Raw genomic sequence first — 18784 nt, forward strand, 5'->3', positions numbered from 1 at the left:
CCAAATCAGTGGTTTGATGTCTCCATCCCGCCCGCACTGAGAGGGGCGTATCGCGATCGTCACGGGACGTTGCGGCGGGGAGCGGTGGCCGCGGGGCGACGCAGCATCTCATGGAGGTGCGGACGAACGTCGTTTCGCGGACGGTCAAGCCGTGTGGTCCCGACACCCCGACGCTGGTGTCTTGGTCGGCGACGATGTCGATGACGGGGGCAATCAAGCCCGGTCCCCTGGGAGAGCACGGAGCAGCCGTTCAAACCATCGCGCAGGGAAGGCCGGGTTGTTTCCGGCTGAGCCTGTGGTTCCTGCCCCGTGCATTTTCCTTCGCACGGGGGCCGCGGGTGCCAGTCGGCACTCGGCCTTCCCTGCGCCCTCTCAATCGACGAGGACGCCCTTATGAAGCAGAGCTCGGGCTGATCCGGCCGCGAGATCGCGGTGGCATGGGCAACGTGAGCTGCGGTTGCGGCAGGTCGCGTGCTGTTTGACAGTGTTTATCGGAGATCAGGGAGCGGGGCTCGAGCTAGGCTTGGGGGCTCAAACGCCCGGCTTCGCGAAGACGCTACGCCGGCCACGCTTCGCCCTACGGGCTACGGCTTGGCTGCGCCACGCGTAGCCCGAAGGGCGAAGCGTGGTGCCGCAAGAGGGACTCGAACCCCCGACCCCGTCATTACGAATGACGTGCTCTACCAACTGAGCTATTGCGGCGAACCATAGCAGCGCGTGTCCGGCACGACCGGACCACGCGAACGCGCTCCTGATATCGGGCCGATGGCCCGTTGGCAAGGACAAGTCGGGGGCGAGGGGACCGTCCCGGACGATTTCGTGGCCACCGTGATGCTGGTTCCGCGCGGCTAGTTGCCGAAGCGCGACCAGAAGCCCCGCCAGCCGCCGGCCTGGACCTTGGGGGCGATCTGCTCGGCGAATTCGTCGCGCGGCTGGTCGTCGTCCTCGACCCCCGGATCGTCCGGCGGTCGCATGATCGGCACGATGGCCTGGATCGGCGTCTCCGGCGGCTTGGCGAGGTCGTTGCGGGTCCGGAACAGCGGCGTCGGCGCGGTCGCGGCCGTCTCCGCCGGTTTTGCCGGCACGTCCGCGGCCTCGATATCTTCGCCGGGCTCCGCTGTGTCCGGCTCGGCGGGGGCTGCGGCCTGCAGCGGTGGCGCCGGCTCGACCGCGACGGGCGTGACCGCGGTCGCCTCGATCAACGGACCATCCCCAGCCTTTTCAACAGGGTTGTCCACCGGCTTCTCGACAGGCTTCTCCAGCGCCTTGTCCACGGAATCGCCAACAGGCTTGTCCACCGGGGCCTCCGCAAGCGCGGTCTCGGCGGGGCGTGGCGGAACGTTGTCCTGGACGGCCGGGGCGATCACCATCGGTGAGGGCATGTCGCGCGGCGGCTCGGCCGGGGCCTCGGCGATGACCGGCCGGGCCGGCGGCGCCAGCACGGCTTCGGCGAAGGCCGAGCTCTCGATCACGCTGTTGCGCTCCGACGGCAGGCTCGCGACCGGCGTCTGCCACTGGAAGGCGTCGATGCGGCCGGTGACCGGTGAGATCGGCTGCCAGCGCTCGCTGACATAGCCGTCGGCGGTCCAGGCCGGGTCGTGGCGGGCGCGGACCGCGCGCAGCGTCCATTCGCGCGCCTTGCCGGCATCGCCGCTCTCGGTGCGCTCCAGCTCGGCCATCAGCATGGCGACGCGCTGGGTCGGATCCTCGGTGAACGGCGCCAGCGCCTCGCGGGCGCGGCTGAACTCGGAGGCGTCGATCGCCGCGCGCGCCACCGCCAGCGCACCCTCGACATGGCCCTTGGTGCGGGCAGCGAGATTCTCCACCCGCGTCAGCCTCTGCCGCGCGGAATCGCCGAGCCGCACATGGGCGTAGGCGTCGGCGAGATCGGGATGCGGGCAGGCGGCCCAGGCCGCCTCGATGATCTTCATCGCGCGCCGCACCTGGTGCGCCTCGCTCTCGAACTTGGCCGCGAGCACCGCGGCCGGCACCAGGGTCGGGGCCAGCTTGACCGCTTCCATCGCGCTCGATCGCGACACATCGCGGTTCTCGGTCTCCAGCGCGAGCGCGCGCGCCGTCAGCAGCACGCCGCGCTGGCGGCGGTAGGTCGGCTTGTCGATCATTCCGGCGGTGTAGTTGCTGTCGAGGATTGCAAGCGCGCCGTCCCAGTCGCCCTGCGCGCAGCGGAAGCCGAGCACGGCATGCGAGGCCCAGGTTGCGTTGGGCGCCAGCCGCAGCGCCTCGTCGGCGATCATGACGGCCGAATAGGCGTCGTCGGCGCGCTGCGCCTCGATGAACAGGCCGCGCAGGCCGAGCAGGCGGGTGTCGTGGCGCTCGGCCATCGCGCGGAAGGCGCGCTGCGCGCCGTCGCGGTCGCCTTCGAGCTGCGCCGCCTGGGCATGCAGGAGAAGCGTCAGCGGATCGTCGCCGGCGAGCCGCTTGGCGATGTCGGCATGCTGCCGCGCCGCCGTCGAATCGCCATGGCCAATCGCGAGCAGGCCGTGGGTGATGGCGTGGCGGCCGCGCTGATGGCGGCGGTTGCGGTGCGCGTGACGGATCCGGCCGGGCGCCCGCAGCAGCGCGCTGATCAGGTTCCATACCAGCACGCAGGCCGCGATGGTCAGGCCCAGCGCCAGCACGAACACCGGCAGGGTCATCGCGACCCGCCAGGGGCCCCAGTTCAAGACGACGTCGCCGGTCTGCTCGGCGACCCAGGCCGAGCCCGCCGCCGCGAGCCCGACCAGGATGAGGAAGATGACGATCCGGAACATGTGCGTCCTTGCGCGTCCTATTGCGCGGGTTTGGCGAGCGCGGTCATCGCGTCGTCGGCGAATTTGCGGGCGGTCGATAGCGCGGCGTCGCGTGCATCGGCCTTGGCGAGCCAGTCATTGGCCGGCGCGCGATCCTCGGCCGACAATCCCTTCAGCTCGCGCCGCGCCTCGGCGACGTCGTTGCGCAGGGCAGCCGCGGTGATCCGCGCCACCACGGCGCCGCGATCGGTGCCGGCGCCATCGGTGCGCTCGACCTTGACCAGGCTCTGCGCGCCGGCGGAGAGCTTGCTGAGGATCGAGGTTCCGGTGGTACCGTCCGCCGCGGGCGGCGTCAGCTTCGGCACGATGGTGAGCAGCTCGCGGCTGAGCGCGGCCTGGCTCGGCACGCCGCTCTTGGCGAAGGTCTCGAGCGGCTGCAGCGCCGCCGCGTCTCCCGCCAGCGATTTCGCGGTCGACAGCGCCGGGCCATAGGGATCGCCGTGGCGCACGGCGACGTCGAGCAGGGTGGCGGCAATCACACGGCGCAGCGGCGCGTCGTCGGTGGTCTTGGCCGCCTCGGCGGCCTCGGACAGCTTGCGGCTCTCCTGGGCAAGCGCCGCGCTCTGGGTCTTGCTGGCGCGCTCCAGCGCTTCGATGCGCGCGGTGAGGCCGGACAGATCGACCGGGGCAGGTGCGGGCACGGACGCGCCGCCATCGCGCGGCTGCGCCTTGACGTCGTTCAGCGCCGCGACCGTCTTGTCGTTCTGACTGCGCAATGCGGCGACGTCGCTCCGCACGCCCGCGATCGCCTTGTCGATCGCGTCGATGCGGCCGGTCACGGCCGTATCCGGCTTGCCGATGCGCTGCTCCAGCCCGGCGACCCGCGTGGTGAGCTCGTCGACAGCGGTCGACAGCGGCGTGGTGGGCGAGGGCGGCTGCACCGCCGGCCAGCCCAGCATCCAGCCGACGCCGATGACCAGGGCTGCGGCCGCCGCGCCGGAGAACGGCGCGATGATCCACGGCGACACCGGGCGCGGTGGCGCAGGCGGCGGCAGGTCGGCGCGCGGCGGCTCGGCCGCGGCGACGGTCTCCTCCGGCGCGGCAGTCTCGGTTTCGGTCTCCGGCTCGCCATGCGGATGCGACTGGCTCGCCGCGCCCGATGATCCCTCGGCGACGGCCTCGGCCGGCGCCGACCACGGCGACGCCGCCGGCCGATGTTCGGCTGCGCTCTCGCTGGCCGCGGGGCGTTCCTCGCGCGAGGTCGCCTCGAGATCGATGGTCGGCGGCGGCCGTTTCGGCCGCCCGGGATCGGAGGCCGGTGCAGCGGTGTCGGGTTCATCGACCATGATGGAGGTTCCCTGGCTGAAGCAAGACTGGGCAGGCCCTCTTACGCCATTCACGTCTGCAGCGCACGGGTCAGCCCTTCCAGCATGTCGTTTTCATCCGGATGCGCTGGGATTGTGACCTGGGTCGCCCCGGCATCACGCAGCACCTCGGCGATATTGGCCGACAGGCAGCCATGCGGCACCGCCAGCGCCGAGATTTCGACGCCCTCGGCCCGGATCGCGGCCACGAATGCCGCGGCACTTCGCCGCGAATAATGCAGCACCGCCTGAATCGCGTTGGCCGCGAAGGCGTCGCAGACCTCGCGCGGCAGTGCCGCGACCGGTGCCATGCGGTAGACGGTCTGCGTGATCACCTCGAAGCCGCGCTCGGCCAGCTCGGCGGCGAGATCGCGCGAGATGTCGGCGCCGGCGAGATAGAGCAGGGTGGACTTCACGTTGGCCTTGGCCTTGACCAGGCGGCTGCTGGTGATCACCTCGCGCAGCGCCGTGGCATCACCGGCGGCGGAGATCACGTTCGTGAAACCCGCGTCGCGCGCCGCCGCGGCGGTCTGGTCGCCGACCGCGAACAGGGGCAGGCGCAACAGCGCGGAGCTCTGCAGTTGCGGCGCGACCGCGCGCAGCGCGTTCGACGACGTCACGATGACCCCCGCCACATCGCGGCCCGCATCGGCCGGCAGCGCGACCGGCTCGAATCGCAGCATCGGCGCCAGCAGCACCTCGAAGCCGCGCGCACGCAAGGCCGCGGCGGTGCGTTGATTGTCGGGAGCGGGACGGGTCACCAGCACAGCCATGTGCTATGCTCCCGTCGAATACGGATCGGCCGGGCTGCAACGGCGTGGTGATTGCACCTGGCGACCTCGTGGTGTTAGGCGGTTTCCCGCACACATAATGACCAAAGGGTTGAGATTGGGTAACGACTCGCAAACGCTCGTGCTCGGCATCGAAACCACCTGCGACGAAACCGCCGCGGCCGTGGTTGCGCGTGATTCGGACGGCAAGGGGACAATCCTTTCGAATGTGGTGCGCTCGCAGACCGATGAACACGCGATCTATGGCGGTGTGGTTCCCGAGATCGCGGCGCGTGCCCATGTCGACATGCTCGACCATCTTATCGATGCCGCGATGCGCGAAGCCGGCGTCGACTACGCCGCGCTCTCCGGCGTGGCCGCCGCTGCGGGGCCGGGCCTGATCGGCGGCGTCATCGTCGGTCTCACCACGGCGAAGGCGATCGCGCTGGTGCACGACACGCCGCTGATCGCGGTCAACCATCTCGAGGCGCATGCGCTGACGCCGCGTCTCACCGATGCAATCGACTTCCCCTATTGCCTGTTCCTGGCCTCCGGCGGCCACACCCAGATCGTCGCCGTCGCCGGAGTCGGCGACTATGTGCGGCTCGGCACCACCGTCGACGACGCGATGGGCGAGGCCTTCGACAAGGTCGCCAAGATGCTCGGGCTGCCCTATCCCGGCGGACCACAAGTGGAGCTGGCCGCGCGCAACGGCGACGCAACGCGTTTCGCTTTGCCGCGTCCGATGCAGGGCCGCAGCGACGCCAATTTCTCGCTGTCTGGCCTGAAGACGGCCGTGCGCACCGAGATCGGACGATTGGACAGCGTGGGCGAGCAGGATGTGGCCGACCTCTGCGCCAGCTTCCAGGCCGCGGTGCTGGAGTCGACCGCCGACCGCTTGCGCGTCGGCCTCGATCTGTTCAAGCAGCGCTTCGGCGCCCCGACCGCGCTGGTCGCCGCCGGCGGCGTCGCCGCCAACCAGGCCATTCGCGCCGCGCTGGACGATGTCGCGCAAGCCGCGGGCACCCGCCTGATCATGCCGCCGCCGGCGCTGTGCACCGACAACGGCGCCATGATCGCCTGGGCCGGCGCCGAGCGCCTCGCCCTCGGCCTCGTCGACGGCATGGATGCCGCCCCGCGGGCGCGCTGGCTGCTCGACGCGAATGCGACCGTGCCGGGCAAGTTCGCGAAAACGCGCGCGGGGTTTTGAGACGTGGCGCTAGTGCCCGAACCCGCGAGCTCACGGTCGATCCGTGCCCCTGCGCAAGGTGACCCAAGCCGGCGCCCCACCTTCGGTGCGCTCCCCTCCCCCTTGCGGGGAGGGGTCGGGGGTGGGGGTGGCCCCACCAAGACTCTCGCGCGTGGCACCCCCCTCCCCAACCCTCACCCACAAGGGGAGAGGGAGCGCAACGACGCGTGTCGTCGATGACCCGCTTCCAAGCCATCTCCATCATCGGCGCCGGTGCCTGGGGCACCGCGCTCGCGGCCGTCGCCGCGCGCGCCGGCCGTGACGTCACCCTCTTCGCCCGCGATTCCGATCACGCCGCGCGCATCGCGGCTGCGCGCGAAAACCCGCGTCTGCTCGGCATTCCGCTCGCCGACAGCATCGCCGTTACCGCCGATCTCGCCGCCGCCGCCCGCGCCTCTGCCATCCTCATCGTCGTCCCCGCGCAGCATCTGCGCGGCGCCGTCATGCACATCGCACCGCTGCTTGCGCCCGCCACGCCGGTCATCGCCTGCGCCAAAGGCATCGAGCACGGCACCCACAAATTCATGACCGAGGTCATCGCCGAGGCGGCGCCGAACGCGACGCCCGCCATCCTCTCCGGCCCGAGCTTCGCCGACGATGTCGCACGCGGCCTGCCGACGGCCGTGACGCTCGCCGCGCCCGACGAGACGTTGGCAGCCGATCTCGTCCAGGCACTGGGCTCGCCGACCTTCCGGCCCTATCACTCGACCGACGTGCGCGGCGTCGAGATCGGCGGCGCCGCCAAGAACGTGTTGGCGATCGCGGCCGGCATCGTCGCCGGGCGCCAGCTCGGCGCCTCCGCGCTGGCGGCGCTGACCACGCGCGGCTTCGCCGAGCTGGTGCGGCTCGGCCGCGCCTATGGCGCGCGCAGCGAGACGCTGACCGGCCTGTCCGGCCTCGGCGACCTCATCCTCACCTGCGCCGGCCCGCAATCGCGCAACTTCGCCGCCGGTCTGGCGCTCGGCCGCGGCGAGCCGCTGCCGGCGGGCAAGCTCGCCGAGGGGCAGTACACCGCCCCTGTGCTGGTCGAGCTCGCCGCCTCGCGCGGCGTCGAGATGCCGGTCGCGCAGGCGGTGGCCGCGATCCTGTCGGGTGCGGTCACGATCGATGCCGCGATCGAGGCGCTGATGCTGCGGCCGTTCAAGGCGGAGCAGTGAGCGCGCAGGCGCTGCCACGCCGTCATGCCCGCGCTTGTCGTAGGCATTCCCGTCTTGGATAATGAACAAAGCTGTGAGACGAGGCGGCCCGCACTTCCGAAATACGCGCGTCGCGTCTATGCCCGGCGATGACGATTTGAAAGAGAGCGGCGATGAGCTACTGGCTGGTGAAATCCGAACCCTCGGTGTGGTCCTGGGACCAGCAGGTCGAGAAGGGCGCCAAGGGCGAGGCCTGGACCGGCGTGCGCAACTACACGGCGCGGCAGAATCTGGTGGCGATGAAGAAGGGCGAGCTCGCCTTCTACTACCATTCCAACGAGGGCAAGGAGATCGTCGGCATCGCCGAGATCATCAAGGAGGCCTATCCCGATCCGACCGACAAGACCGGCAAATTCGTCTGCGTCGACATCAAGGCGCACAAGCCGTTCAAGACCCCGGTCACGCTCGCCGCGATCAAGGCCGACCCGAAGCTGTCGGAGATGGCGCTGGTCAAGCAGTCGCGCCTGTCGGTGCAGCCGGTGACGCCGGAGGAGTGGAAGCACGTCTGCAAGCTGGGCGGCGTGTCGGGCTGACGAGCGTGCGATCGAACAAGTCTGGCCGTCATGTCGGTCAGAGATCCTGCCCCTTCTTGCACCGCTCTTCGATCATCTGCGTCCTGATCTCCTGCCGGACCGCCTGCCCGAATGTCTGACCGGCAAGGCTAGCGTCATGACAGACGATCCGCTGCAGCGGCAAAATTCCTGAGGCGACTAAAAGCCCCGCTACCGATCACGACGACGCTGAGCTCCCCTCCCCCTTGCGGGGAGGGGTCGGGGGTGGGGGTCCACAAACTCCGCAGTTTATGAGAGTCCGACTCCTCGCTTGCTCTCAACAATGAGGTCGCCGATTTTGTTCGGACGCCCCGCAAGCCATTGACATCATCGCGCGCGGACCCCCACCCCCAACCCCTCCCCGCAAGGGGGAGGGGAGCGCACCGTCTACGCGGCGGGCATCTCGGCTCACATGATCTCTTGGCAAGATCACATCCATCGCATGCTGCTCGCCGACATACCTTCCATGCACAGACTGCCCGTCGTGTTAGTTTGTCGCATCATCCTCGCTTGTGTCGTCGGGCAAATCACCTGCACATTTCCGCGCGTCCCTGCTGCCGCATGAGGGGCGTGTCGCGACCGTCACGAGACGTTGGCAGTGGGATGCGATGGGCGTGTGTCGACGCAGCGTGAGCTAATCGCGCGGACGAACAAGGATGCACGCACGGTCAAGTCGCGCGGTCCTGATATCCCGACGCTGATATCAACTCACGTTGAGGCTTCGCTTCGCGTGGGGATGGTGGCCAACAAGCCCGGCGCACCAGGGAGAACGCGAAGCAGCCGTTAAAACCGTTGCGCGGGGAGGGCCGGGCGTTCTCGGCCAGACCTGTGGTGACTGCCGCCTGCTTTATTTTCTGCAGGCGGGCCACGGGCGCGGCCAGCGCCCGGCCTTCCCCGCGCCCTCTGTTTTGAGGAGGGCGGTGACGGTGAGCAGAACTCGGGCGTCGATGCGCCGCGAGACGTTGTGTGCTCGTCCAGAATTCAGCTGACCCAAGATTGTCATGATCGCGACGAGAACAGAAGAGCACGGCGCCCACCCTCCGCTGGACCGCAAGACTGTTGCAAATGACCGTCGAAGTTTTGCACTCGTTTCTCTCCACGTCGTCATGGCCGGGCTTGTCCCGGGCATCCACGTCGGTCGGCATCCTGAGAACGACGTGGATGCCCGGGACAAGCCCGGGCATGACGGAGCAACTAATCGGCGGGAGTGTTGGCTGGAACAGGGCCCGTCTCCACATGCGATAGCCCTCTCCTCCGGTGGGAGCCCCCTACATCCGGTTTCAGACATGAGCCCCGCGTGACGGGGATGCGCACCAAAAAAGAAAGGGGCCCCAGCTTGCGCTGGAGCCCCTCAACGGTCAGGGCATTGCCGGGTATTTGCCCGAACCGAAGTTGCGGACCTGGTCGCTTACGACCAAGTCCCGGGAGAACTCAGTAGTTGTAGGCGCGCTCGCCGTGGTCGGTGATATCCAGACCCTCGCGCTCCTGCTCGACGGTCGGGCGCAGGCCGATGATCACGTCGACGACCTTGTAGAGGATCGCCGAACCGATACCGGACCACAGCAGCGTGGCGACGACAGCCTTGATCTGCGCCAGCATCTGCGTGGCGAAGTCGTAGGTGCCGGCGTTGTTGCCGGTGACGTTGGTGTAGTCGGTGATGCCGACACCGCCGAGAGCCGGGTTGACCAGGATGCCGGTGGCCAGGGCGCCGATGATGCCGCCGATGCAGTGGACGCCGAACACGTCCAGCGCGTCGTCATAGCCGAGAGCGTTCTTCACGGTGGAGACGAAGAACAGGCAGATCGGGGAGACGATCAGGCCGAGGACCAGCGCGCCGATCGGACCGGCGAGACCGGAGGCCGGGGTGACGGCGACGAGACCGGCGACCGCGCCCGAGCAGATGCCGAGCAGCGAGGGCTTGCCCTTGACCGCCCATTCGCAGATCAGCCAGGACAGCGCCGCACCGGCGGTGGCGACCATCGTGTTAACGAAGGCCAGCGCGGTGACACCGTTCGACTCCAGGTTCGAACCGGCGTTGAAGCCGAACCAGCCGACCCACAGCAGGGCAGCGCCGATCATGGTCATGGTCAGCGAGTGCGGAGCCATCAGCTCCTTGCCGTAGCCGGTGCGCTTGCCGACGAGAACCGCACCCACGAGGCCAGCGATGCCGGCGTTGATGTGGACGACGGTGCCGCCCGCGAAGTCCAGGGCGCCGGCACCGGCGAGCCAGCCGACAGCGCCGGTGACTTCGTCGAGCTTGGCCTGGGCCGCGGTCTTGGCGGCGGCATCGGTGGCGGCGGCGACGGCCTTGGCGGCGGCGGCGACGTCATCCGGAGCGGCGATGAACCAGACCCAGTGCGCGATCGGGAAGTAGATGAAGGTGACCCAGAGCAGCACGAACAGCATCACCGCCGAGAACTTGATGCGCTCGGCGAAGGCGCCGACGATCAGGGCCGGGGTGATCATCGCGAAGGTCATCTGGAACACGAAGTAGGCGAGTTCCGGGATCACGACGCCGTTGGAGAAGGTCGGGACCACCGAGTTGGCGTCGACGCCCTTCAGGAAGGCCTTGGAGAAGCCGCCGACCCACGAGGTCATGCTGCCGCCGTCGGTGAAGGCCATCGAGTAGCCGTAGAGCGTCCAGACCACGCCGACCATGGCGACGATCGCGAACACCTGGGTGAGAACCGAGGCCATGTTCTTGGTGCGGACCAGGCCGCCATAGAACAGCGCCAGGCCGGGGACCGACATCATCAGAACGAGCGCGCTGGACACGAGCATCCAGGCGACGTCGCCCTTGTTGGCAACGGGGGCGGCTGCGGCAGCGGCGGCCGGCGCATCTTCAGCGAAGGCGACATCGGCGAGGCCCGCGACGCAGAGCCCTGCGACTGCGAGCGTAACCCATCCCGCGCTGGTTGGACGCTTGAACGTCATTTTCTTCTACTCCGTAAGTGTTCTGGTTTGAGCGCGAAATCAGAGAGCCGCAGCGTCCGCTTCGCCGGTGCGGATGCGCACGGCGTGGTCGAGGCTGATGACGAAAATCTTGCCGTCGCCGATCTGGCCGGTCTTGGCGGCCGAGGAGATCGCATCGATGGTCTTGTCGACCTGGTCCGAGGGGATCGCGACCTCGATCTTGATCTTGGGCAGGAAGCTCACCGCATATTCGGCGCCGCGGTAGATTTCCGTGTGGCCTTTCTGCCGGCCGTAGCCCTTCACTTCGGTCACCGTGAGACCATGAACGCCGATGGCGGTCAGGGCGTCCCGGACTTCTTCGAGCTTGAATGGCTTAATGATCGCCATAACAATTTTCATGGGTCCTATCCCCGCTTGGGCCCGGCACGGACGTTACCGAGCGCTTCTTGTCGACTGAGGTTCACCACGCGGAGAAAGCTTCACGACGCGGGCACAGCCGGGGCCCTAGAATCAAATGCCGTGCCAGACGGCTGGTCAGGGCTAACGAGCCGTGAATCCTGACCTTTTCAGCCCTCAGGGGGGATGTCCGGGGCTGCGCTATTCGGTCGCGCCCAATTCATGGGCAGTCCTGCGCAAGAACTACGCAAGACAGGCTCGGGACACAATGCTGCCCACGGCGCGGGCAGATTTCCGCGACTCAGAACGGATCAGATGCCGTCAATTACTGCAGCGCCTCGCCGTGCTGGGAGATGTCGAGCCCCTCGAGTTCCTGCTCGCGGGACACCCGCAGCGGGACGAAGGCGCTGACCAGCTTGAGAAGGCCCCAGGTCACTCCGCCGGACCACACCAGGGTGACGGCGACGCCGTAGAGTTGCGACAGCAGTTGCTTCGGATTGCCCTCGATCAGCCCGGCGGTGCCGCCGATCGCGGCGGTGGCGAACACGCCCGCCAGCACCGTGCCGGTGAGGCCGCCGATGCCATGGACGCCGAACACGTCGAGCGAATCGTCGTAATTGAAACGGTGCTTCAGCGAGGTGCAGGCCCAGTAGCATATGATACCGGCGAGTGCGCCGATGACGAGGCCATGCCAGGGCGCGACGTAACCCGACGCCGGGGTGATGGTGCCGAGGCCGGCGACGGCACCGGAGATCATGCCGAGCACCGACGGCTTGCGCCGCGTCGACCATTCCAGCGCGCCCCAGGTGATCGCGCCGGCGCAGGCGGCGAGGTGGGTGGTCAGGATCGCCATCACGGCATGGGCGTTGGCGCCGAGCGCCGAGCCGCCATTGAAGCCGAACCAGCCGACCCAGAGCAGGCCGGTGCCGACCACCGCGAGCGACAGGTCGAACGGCGACAGGTTCTCGCTGCCATAGCCCTGGCGACGTCCCATCACCAGCGCCGCCACCAGCCCGCCGGTGCCGGCGGAGAGATGCACGACGAGGCCGCCGGCGAAATCGACCACGCCGGCCTGGGCGAGGAAGCCGCCGCCCCAGATCCAATGCGCCAGCGGCACGTAGACGAACACGAACCAGGCGACGCCGAACACCAGATAGGCCGAGAAGCGCATGCGGTCGGCGACCGAGCCCGCCACCAGCGCCACCGTGATGATCGCGAACGTCATCTGGTACAGCATGAACAGCGCTTCCGGGATCGTCTTGGCGCCGGGATGCACGCTGTCCATGCCCATGCCGGCGAGGAAGGCGCGATCGAGCGTGCCGATCCAGGCGCCGTCGCCGACGAAGGCCAGCGAGTAGCCGAACGCGACCCACAGGATCGAGATCAGCATCACCGCGGCGAGGCTCTGCGCCATCGTCGCCAGCACGTTCTTCTTGCGCACCATGCCCGAATAGAACAGCGCCAGTCCCGGAATGGTCATCATCAGCACCAGCGCGGTGGCGACGATCATCCAGGCGGTGTCGGCGGCTTCGATCGTGGATGGCGCGGCCGCCCGTGCCGGCGTGACCAAGGCGATGCTTCCCGCCGCAGCCAAAGCTGCAGACGCGCGCAGGCAACGAGACGCGCAGGTCCCCATGACAGTCCCCCCGGCATGTCAGATCAGATTGAGATTGGTCGCTCCGCCGCGCCGTTGCGGCGGGCGTGCAGCCGTTGCGGCTGCCTAGAGTGCGTCGCTGTCGGTCTCGCCGGTGCGGATGCGGCGGGCGTGATCGATCGGCGTCACGAAAATCTTGCCGTCGCCGATCTGGCCGGTGCGCGCGTGCGTGGTGATCACCTCGACCGCCTTCTCGGCGATATCGGAGTTCACCGCGATCTCGATGCGCAGCTTGGGCAGGAAGTTCACGATATATTCGGCGCCCCGATAGATCTCGGTGTGGCCCTTCTGACGGCCGTAGCCCTTGACCTCGGTGACGGTCATGCCGTGGACGCCGATCGCGGTGAGGGCCTGGCGCACCTCGTCGAGCTTGAAGGGTTTGATGATCGCGACGACGAGCTTCATGGGCGGGCCTTGGGTTCCTCGGAGCTGAACAGCCTGTTTCGCAGGCAGAAATGGGTCGGCTGTTTTGGCCTGTTCATAGGCAAATGGCACAAAATGAGCGCAGCGTTAAGCGAAAACGTCAAGGAGTGACCGATATCACTGAACGCAAAACCGCCTCGGCCGACAGACTGAAGAACTTTTCCTGCCTCTCCACTCAAGGACTCCCAAGGACACCCTATGTCGAATCGTTCCTGGTATTACGCGGCTCAAGGTCAGCAACAGGGCCCCATCTCGGAAGACGAGTTGCGCGACCTGATTGCCCGGGGTGTCGTGACCGCCGAAACTCTGCTCTGGAGCGACGGCATGGCCGGCTGGGAGAAGGCTGGACGCATTCCTGGGCTGATGTCGGGTGTCCCGAGCGTTGCGCCGGGCGGCCCGCCCGCGTTCGATGCCGGCGGCTCGGCGCCGTCGGGCGCGCTGTCGGTCAAGCTGGAGACCTGGCCCTATTTCGGCTGGACCGTGCTGTATGTGCTCGGCCAGTTCCTGGTCGTCATCACGCCGTGGACGGCCGTTTACCTCTACCGCTACGTCATCGAGCGGATGAACGTGCCCGGACGGCCCAATCTCGGCTTCAGCGGCCAGCCGCTGGACATCTGGTACGTCTTCATCGCGATGGGCGTCCTGACCTATGTCGGCCTCAGCGACAGCGTGATCCTCAACCTGATCTCGACCATCGCCCCCGCTTTCCTGGGCTGGATGGTGGTGCGCTGGATCGCGACCAAGCTGACCTCCAACGGCGAGCCGCTGCCGCTGCATTTCGAGGGCAGCCCGCTCGCCTATGTCGGCTGGTACCTGCTGCTGCTCGTGTCCGGCATCACCATCATCGGCTGGGCCTGGGTGCTGGCGGCCTGGATGCGCTGGATCTGCCGCAACGTTCAGGGCTCGCGCCGCGAGATCGTGTTCACCGGTTCGGGACTGGAGGTGCTGTGGCGGACGCTGGCCTTCACCTTCGGCTCGATCCTCATTATTCCGATCCCGTGGCTGCTGCGCTGGTACAGTGCCTGGTACGTGTCGCAATTCGCGCTTGTGCCGCGCGGCTCGCAGCCGGCCTGATGGGCTTACGCCCGGCGCTCGCGGATCGATCCCTCCTGCGCGACGGAGGCGACCAGCGTGCCGTCGGGCTTGAAGATCGAGCCGCGGGTCAGCCCGCGGCCGCCCTGCGCGCTCGGCGAATCCTGCGCATAGAGCAGCCATTCGTCGGCGCGGAACGGCCGGTGAAACCACATCGCGTGATCCAGCGAGGCCGGCATCATGCGCTTGTCGAACAGGGTGCGCCCGTAGCGCGCCATGACAGCGTCGAGCAGCGAGAAGTCCGACGCATAGGCCAGCGCGCACATGTGCAGCGCCGGATCGTCCGGCAGCTTCGCCGCCGTCTTGATCCAGACATGAATGCGGCCGTCATCGATCTTCTTGCCGAAATAGCGATCGAGCTCGACCGGCCGCAGCTCGATCGGCCGGTCGGATTCGTAATAGCGCCGGATGAAGTCCGGCATGCGCTGGAAGAGCTCCGTAAACATCGGCTGCTTGGAGATCTCCTCCGCCGTCAGCTTCTCCGGCGGCGGCACGTCCGGCATCTTGTCCTGGTGGTTGAACGCGCTCTCTTCGTCGCCATGGAACGAGACCATGATCGAGAAGATCGCGTTGCCGTGCTGGATCGCGGTGACGCGTCGCGTCGCGTAGCTCTTGCCGTCGCGCAGGCGTTCGACCTGGTAGATGATCGGCACCTGCGGGTCGCCCGGCAGGATGAAATAGCAATGCAGCGAATGCGGCAGCCGGCCCTCGACGGTGCGGCATGCCGCCATCATCGCCTGGCCGATCACCTGGCCGCCGAACACGCGCTGCCAACTGGTCTTCGGGCTGTTGCCGCGGAACAGGTTCACCTCGATCGGCTCGAGGTCGAGGATCGCGATCAGATCGATCAGTCCCTTGGACATGGCGTGGTGCTTTCGCTGGCGTTGCGGTCCAATCCGGTCCCGGCCCCGTTATGGCAGGATCAGGCATCCGGAATTGACGGCTTCGGGTCGCAGCCGTTGGTTCACGGTCCTGTTTCGCCCAGCTATACTCCACCCGCAAGAGTAACCGTGAGCAGAGTGGCATGACGACACAGCGAAGCATTGTCATTTGTGGCGGGGCCTTTGCCGGCCTGGCGCTGGCGCTGGCGCTGCGGCAGGGCCTCGGGCCCGAGGTGCCGGTGATCGTCGCCGACCCGGCGCTGGCCAACCGGCCGAGCCGCGATCCCCGCGCGTCCGCCATCGTCGCCGCCTGCCGCAAGCTGTTCGACGCCATCGGCGTCTGGGCCGACGTCGCACCGGAGGCGCAGCCGATCCTCGACATGGTGATCACCGATTCCAAGCTCGAGGACGCCACGCGCCCTGCCTTCCTGACCTTCGCAGGCCAGGTCGAGGCCGGCGAGCCGTTCGCGCATATGGTCGAGAACCGGCTGCTGATCGATGCGCTCGTCAAGCATGCCGAGGCGGCCGGCGTCGAGCTGAAGGCCGCGCCGGTGACCGGCTTCAAGACGCGGACGGACGCCGTCACGGTGACGCTGGGCGATGGTAGCGAGATGGAAGCCAGCCTGCTGGTGGCGGCCGATGGCGCGCGCTCGAAGCTGCGCGAGCGCGCCGGTATTTTGACCCATGGCTGGGACTACGACCAGTCCGGCATCGTCGTGACCGTCGGCCACGAGCGCGACCACAACGGCCGGGCCGAGGAGCATTTCCTGCCGCCGGGGCCGTTCGCGATCCTGCCGCTGACCGGCAAGCGCTCGTCGCTGGTGTGGACCGAGCGGCGCCGGGAGGCGCAGCGCCTGGTCGCGCTCAGCGCCGATGAATTCCATGCCGAGCTGGAGAAGCGCGCCGGGCTGCATCTCGGCGAGTTGAAGGTGCTGGACCAGCCGCGCGCGTTTCCGCTGTCCTATTTCGTCGCTCGCTCCTTCATCGCGCCGCGGCTGGCGCTGGTCGGCGACGCCGCGCATGTCATCCATCCGATCGCGGGGCAGGGGCTCAACATGGGCCTGAAGGATGTTGCGGCGCTGGCCGAGGTCGTGGTCGACGCGGCGCGGATGGGCATCGATCCCGGGCAGGTCGACGTGCTCGAAAGCTACCAGCGCTGGCGGCGGTTCGACACCATGGCGATGGGCGTCGCCACCAACTCGCTGAACTTCCTGTTCTCCAATAAGTCGACCCTGCTGCGCACCGTGCGCGACATCGGCCTCGGCCTCGTCGACCGCGCGCCGCCCTTGAAGGAGCTGTTCATCAAGCAGGCCGCTGGGCTCACCGGCCAGATGCCGCGGCTGCTGAAGGGCGAGGCGCTCTAGCGCGGGCCGGGGGCCGTAATGAAGCCGGCGACGGCCTCGACCATGTCGGGATCGAGCGGGCGGTCGGGGTCGTTGTAGGACGAGAGATTCTCGTCCTCGTTGGCAACGTCGACCAGCACATGGTTCATGTCCGGCAGCCACAGCGTCTTGGCGGCCGGCGCGGCGGTGGCGAGGGCAACCGCGTCGAGCCGCGGGATCTGCGAATCGCGGGCGCCGCCGACGATCAGGATCGGGATCACGATCTGCTTCAGCGGATCGATCGGATCCTCGGCGAAGGCGGAGCCGATGCCGGGCTGCATGCTCGGTGCGATCGGCAGCTCCGGCGGGGGAGGGTCCACAATCTGGCCCGCCATGATGGCATCGATCGCCTTGGCGACCGGCTCCATCTTCGTCGCCGGCAGCTTCTTCTCGAGCTGCGCCTTGAGCAGGTCACCCTGCCGTCGCGCCGACGTCGTCAGCAGGACGAGGCGATCGACCGGGGTGCGGCGGGCGGTGAGGATGGCGACGAGGCCGCCCTCGCTGTGGCCGACCAGGACAATGCGGGCGAACTTGCCGCGCAAATAGTCGACCAGCGACGCGCTGTCGTCGACATAGTCCTTGAAGCGGAAGTCCTCGGGCCTGCCGAACTCCGCCTTCCAGCCCCGCGCACCGCGCTTGTCGTAGCGCAGGCTGGCGATGCCGCGGGCAGCAAACTGCTCGGCGAGCTTCTTCAGGGTCGCGGGCTTCAGCTGCGGCCCATTGCCGTCCCGGTCCGTCGACCCGGACCCGGCGATGAGCAGGGCGACCGGCGGCCGCTCGATGCCGGAGGGGGTGGTCAGTACCGCGTCGAGCGGGCCGACGCGGATCGCGCTCTCCTCCGCCGACGCGGCCGAAGTGAGCAGGAGCAGCGCAAGCACGCAGCGGGCGACGGCGGACCGCATCGGTCAGTCGATCTTCCGGGCTTCCTCAGGGAGCATGATTGGAATGCCGTCCCGAATTGGATAAGCGAGCTTCGCCGAACGCGAGATCAGCTCCTGCTTGGCGGCGTCATACTCCAGCGGTCCCTTGGTCATCGGGCAGACCAGGATTTCGAGCAGCTTGGGATCGACGGAATTGGCGGGGCGTTCGAGCGGGGCGTTCATGGCATGGTCTCCGGCGGGCGCTCTGTAGCATATTCGCGATGGCGCTGTCCTCACTCAAGGCTCGTCCAGGGCGATCCTGATCAGCTCCTCGATCACCGCCTGCTGCTGCTCGGGCGGCAGTTGCCGCTCGGACAGCGCGTAGCCGAGGAACGCCCAATAGAGCACCTGGGCGCGCGCCTGTACGATCGCGGCCGGCAGGCCCTGGGCCGCGAGCAGGCCCTCGATATAGCCGAGCCGGCGCTTGTCGATGGCCTGAACGGCCTGGCGCGCCACCGGGCTGGTCGCCGCCCAGCTACGAACGGCGCGCTCCAATGTCAGCCGGGTCGCAAGCGTGCGGCGCAGGAGCACGGCGATGACCGGCTCGTCTCCCGCGCTCGCCTCCACGCCGATGATGATCTGCTCGGCCGCGATGTCGCGCCAATGCTTCAGGAGTTCGGAATGGAACGCGGCGACGTCGGCGAAATGCCAATAGAAACTGCCGCGCGAGACGCCCATGAACTTGGCCATGGGCTCTGCCTTGAGCGCGGTGAAGCCCTTGCTCGCCAGGAGCTTGAGCCCCTGGTCCAGCCAGTCCTGCGCCGAGAGTTGCTCATTCATGTCGTGCCACCTGCCGAACCATACACAAGTGTATTGACGATCGCCAGCGCGGAGCGCATGCTCCATACACAACTGTATGGAGAGGATCATGCGTGACTTGCTGTTGCAATGCGCGGGTGTGACCGCGATCGTCGTGGCCCTGATCCACGGAGTGCTCGGCGAGACCGTCGTCTTCGCGCGCGCCAGCATCACGCCCGAGCGGCTGCGCACTCTGCTTCGGGTGGTCTGGCAAGCCAGCACGGTGGCCTGGATCGGTTGCGGAGTCCTGCTGATCGCCGTGCCGTGGATGGAGTCCGAGCCGGCGCGGCATTGGACCGTCATGACCGCGATCGCGGTGTTCGGCTTGGCGGCCCTCGGCAACGCGTGGGCGACACGCGCGCGGCATTTTGGTTGGATCATGCTCGCAGGTGTGGTGGCGATGGCTGCGGCGGGCTACTAAGTCCCCACCGTGCAGCTCATGGCG

At 68.0% G+C, this 18784-nt stretch carries 16 protein-coding genes, 1 tRNA gene and 1 pseudogene; 6 read left to right on the plus strand and 12 right to left on the minus strand.

Annotated features, from left to right (window positions below; genetic code table 11):
* Positions 1–626: 626 nt before the first annotated feature.
* From ACQR1Y_RS19310 to ACQR1Y_RS19325, 4 genes are all read right to left on the minus strand, one after another.
* Positions 627–702: transfer RNA gene (locus ACQR1Y_RS19310), tRNA-Thr, on the minus strand.
* 146 nt (positions 703–848) lie between these two features.
* The gene (locus ACQR1Y_RS19315; RefSeq protein ID WP_434877688.1) at positions 849–2771 is read right to left on the minus strand and encodes a heme biosynthesis HemY N-terminal domain-containing protein; all 1923 of its coding nucleotides are present in this window, start codon (positions 2769–2771) and stop codon (positions 849–851) included.
* A gap of 17 nt (positions 2772–2788) precedes the next feature.
* A complete protein-coding gene (locus tag ACQR1Y_RS19320) occupies positions 2789–4096 on the minus strand; it encodes a COG4223 family protein (RefSeq protein WP_434877687.1) in 1308 nt (435 codons plus the stop codon).
* Positions 4097–4146: 50 nt separating this feature from the next.
* Positions 4147–4887 (minus strand): uroporphyrinogen-III synthase, encoded by a 741-nt coding sequence (locus tag ACQR1Y_RS19325; RefSeq protein WP_434877686.1) that lies wholly within the window; start codon positions 4885–4887, stop codon positions 4147–4149.
* Between the two features lie 139 nt (positions 4888–5026).
* On the opposite strand from ACQR1Y_RS19325, the gene tsaD reads away from it, so the two are divergent.
* From tsaD to ACQR1Y_RS19340, 3 genes are all read left to right on the plus strand, one after another.
* A complete protein-coding gene (tsaD, locus tag ACQR1Y_RS19330; RefSeq protein WP_434877685.1) occupies positions 5027–6094 on the plus strand; it encodes a tRNA (adenosine(37)-N6)-threonylcarbamoyltransferase complex transferase subunit TsaD in 1068 nt (355 codons plus the stop codon).
* Between the two features lie 215 nt (positions 6095–6309).
* On the plus strand, positions 6310–7290 hold the full coding sequence (locus tag ACQR1Y_RS19335; protein WP_434877808.1) for an NAD(P)H-dependent glycerol-3-phosphate dehydrogenase: 981 nt from the start codon (positions 6310–6312) through the stop codon (positions 7288–7290).
* Positions 7291–7442: 152 nt separating this feature from the next.
* Entirely contained in the window at positions 7443–7862 is a 420-nt protein-coding gene (locus ACQR1Y_RS19340; protein ID WP_434857858.1) for an EVE domain-containing protein, read from the plus strand.
* A 1449-nt stretch (positions 7863–9311) separates the two neighbouring features.
* Here ACQR1Y_RS19340 and ACQR1Y_RS19345 read toward each other — a convergent pair.
* From ACQR1Y_RS19345 to ACQR1Y_RS19360, 4 genes are all read right to left on the minus strand, one after another.
* Complete coding sequence (locus ACQR1Y_RS19345; protein WP_434857857.1) at positions 9312–10814, minus strand: ammonium transporter; 1503 nt, start codon at positions 10812–10814, stop codon at positions 9312–9314.
* 39 nt (positions 10815–10853) lie between these two features.
* Entirely contained in the window at positions 10854–11192 is a 339-nt protein-coding gene (locus ACQR1Y_RS19350) for a P-II family nitrogen regulator (RefSeq protein WP_006611147.1), read from the minus strand.
* Between the two features lie 322 nt (positions 11193–11514).
* Positions 11515–12825 carry an ammonium transporter gene (locus tag ACQR1Y_RS19355; RefSeq protein WP_434877684.1) on the minus strand — a complete coding sequence of 437 codons (1311 nt, stop codon included), beginning with the start codon at positions 12823–12825 and terminating at the stop codon, positions 11515–11517.
* Positions 12826–12909: 84 nt separating this feature from the next.
* Entirely contained in the window at positions 12910–13248 is a 339-nt protein-coding gene (locus ACQR1Y_RS19360; protein WP_257167498.1) for a P-II family nitrogen regulator, read from the minus strand.
* 216 nt (positions 13249–13464) lie between these two features.
* Here ACQR1Y_RS19360 and ACQR1Y_RS19365 point away from each other — a divergent pair, with 216 nt between their 5' ends.
* Positions 13465–14340 carry a DUF4339 domain-containing protein gene (locus tag ACQR1Y_RS19365; protein ID WP_434857855.1) on the plus strand — a complete coding sequence of 292 codons (876 nt, stop codon included), beginning with the start codon at positions 13465–13467 and terminating at the stop codon, positions 14338–14340.
* Between the two features lie 5 nt (positions 14341–14345).
* Here the strand turns inward: ACQR1Y_RS19365 and tesB are convergent, their stop codons facing one another.
* Positions 14346–15221: an acyl-CoA thioesterase II gene (tesB, locus tag ACQR1Y_RS19370; protein WP_434857854.1), complete on the minus strand. Its 876-nt coding sequence runs from the start codon at positions 15219–15221 to the stop codon at positions 14346–14348.
* A 107-nt stretch (positions 15222–15328) separates the two neighbouring features.
* On the opposite strand from tesB, the pseudogene ACQR1Y_RS19375 reads away from it, so the two are divergent.
* A pseudogene (locus ACQR1Y_RS19375) lies at positions 15329–16603 on the plus strand (ubiquinone biosynthesis hydroxylase); the annotation flags it as partial.
* Here the strand turns inward: ACQR1Y_RS19375 and ACQR1Y_RS19380 are convergent.
* The 3 genes from ACQR1Y_RS19380 to ACQR1Y_RS19390 are packed head-to-tail and all read right to left on the minus strand — an operon-like array spanning position 16600 to position 18321.
* Positions 16600–17523, minus strand: coding sequence for an alpha/beta hydrolase (locus ACQR1Y_RS19380; RefSeq protein WP_434877683.1), 924 nt, complete (start codon positions 17521–17523; stop codon positions 16600–16602). The pseudogene ACQR1Y_RS19375 and the gene ACQR1Y_RS19380 overlap by 4 nt on opposite strands.
* 3 nt (positions 17524–17526) lie before the next feature.
* Entirely contained in the window at positions 17527–17724 is a 198-nt protein-coding gene (locus ACQR1Y_RS19385; RefSeq protein WP_434857852.1) for a Trm112 family protein, read from the minus strand.
* Between the two features lie 54 nt (positions 17725–17778).
* Positions 17779–18321, minus strand: a complete 543-nt coding sequence (locus ACQR1Y_RS19390; RefSeq protein ID WP_434877682.1) for a TetR/AcrR family transcriptional regulator — start codon at positions 18319–18321, stop codon at positions 17779–17781.
* An 88-nt stretch (positions 18322–18409) separates the two neighbouring features.
* Between ACQR1Y_RS19390 and ACQR1Y_RS19395 the strand changes: the two genes are divergently transcribed.
* On the plus strand, positions 18410–18760 hold the full coding sequence (locus tag ACQR1Y_RS19395; RefSeq protein ID WP_434877681.1) for a hypothetical protein: 351 nt from the start codon (positions 18410–18412) through the stop codon (positions 18758–18760).
* The last annotated feature ends 24 nt before the right edge of the window (positions 18761–18784 follow it).

It is taken from the genome of Bradyrhizobium sp. HKCCYLRH3099, from assembly GCF_051167855.1.
Taxonomy (GTDB): domain Bacteria; phylum Pseudomonadota; class Alphaproteobacteria; order Rhizobiales; family Xanthobacteraceae; genus Bradyrhizobium.

Excerpts from the sequence above, each read along its gene's own strand:
- ACQR1Y_RS19315 (WP_434877688.1), bottom strand. The coding sequence starts at position 2,771 with ATGTTCCGGATCGTCATCTTCCTCATCCTGGTCGGGCTCGCGGCGGCG.
- ACQR1Y_RS19320 (WP_434877687.1), bottom strand. The coding sequence starts at position 4,096 with ATGGTCGATGAACCCGACACCGCTGCACCGGCCTCCGATCCCGGGCGG.
- ACQR1Y_RS19325 (WP_434877686.1), bottom strand. The coding sequence starts at position 4,887 with ATGGCTGTGCTGGTGACCCGTCCCGCTCCCGACAATCAACGCACCGCC.
- ACQR1Y_RS19335 (WP_434877808.1), top strand. The coding sequence starts at position 6,310 with ATGACCCGCTTCCAAGCCATCTCCATCATCGGCGCCGGTGCCTGGGGC.
- ACQR1Y_RS19340 (WP_434857858.1), top strand. The coding sequence starts at position 7,443 with ATGAGCTACTGGCTGGTGAAATCCGAACCCTCGGTGTGGTCCTGGGAC.
- ACQR1Y_RS19345 (WP_434857857.1), bottom strand. The coding sequence starts at position 10,814 with ATGACGTTCAAGCGTCCAACCAGCGCGGGATGGGTTACGCTCGCAGTC.
- ACQR1Y_RS19350 (WP_006611147.1), bottom strand. The coding sequence starts at position 11,192 with ATGAAAATTGTTATGGCGATCATTAAGCCATTCAAGCTCGAAGAAGTC.
- ACQR1Y_RS19355 (WP_434877684.1), bottom strand. The coding sequence starts at position 12,825 with ATGGGGACCTGCGCGTCTCGTTGCCTGCGCGCGTCTGCAGCTTTGGCT.
- ACQR1Y_RS19360 (WP_257167498.1), bottom strand. The coding sequence starts at position 13,248 with ATGAAGCTCGTCGTCGCGATCATCAAACCCTTCAAGCTCGACGAGGTG.
- ACQR1Y_RS19365 (WP_434857855.1), top strand. The coding sequence starts at position 13,465 with ATGTCGAATCGTTCCTGGTATTACGCGGCTCAAGGTCAGCAACAGGGC.
- tesB (WP_434857854.1), bottom strand. The coding sequence starts at position 15,221 with ATGTCCAAGGGACTGATCGATCTGATCGCGATCCTCGACCTCGAGCCG.
- ACQR1Y_RS19380 (WP_434877683.1), bottom strand. The coding sequence starts at position 17,523 with ATGCGGTCCGCCGTCGCCCGCTGCGTGCTTGCGCTGCTCCTGCTCACT.
- ACQR1Y_RS19385 (WP_434857852.1), bottom strand. The coding sequence starts at position 17,724 with ATGAACGCCCCGCTCGAACGCCCCGCCAATTCCGTCGATCCCAAGCTG.
- ACQR1Y_RS19390 (WP_434877682.1), bottom strand. The coding sequence starts at position 18,321 with ATGAATGAGCAACTCTCGGCGCAGGACTGGCTGGACCAGGGGCTCAAG.
- ACQR1Y_RS19395 (WP_434877681.1), top strand. The coding sequence starts at position 18,410 with ATGCGTGACTTGCTGTTGCAATGCGCGGGTGTGACCGCGATCGTCGTG.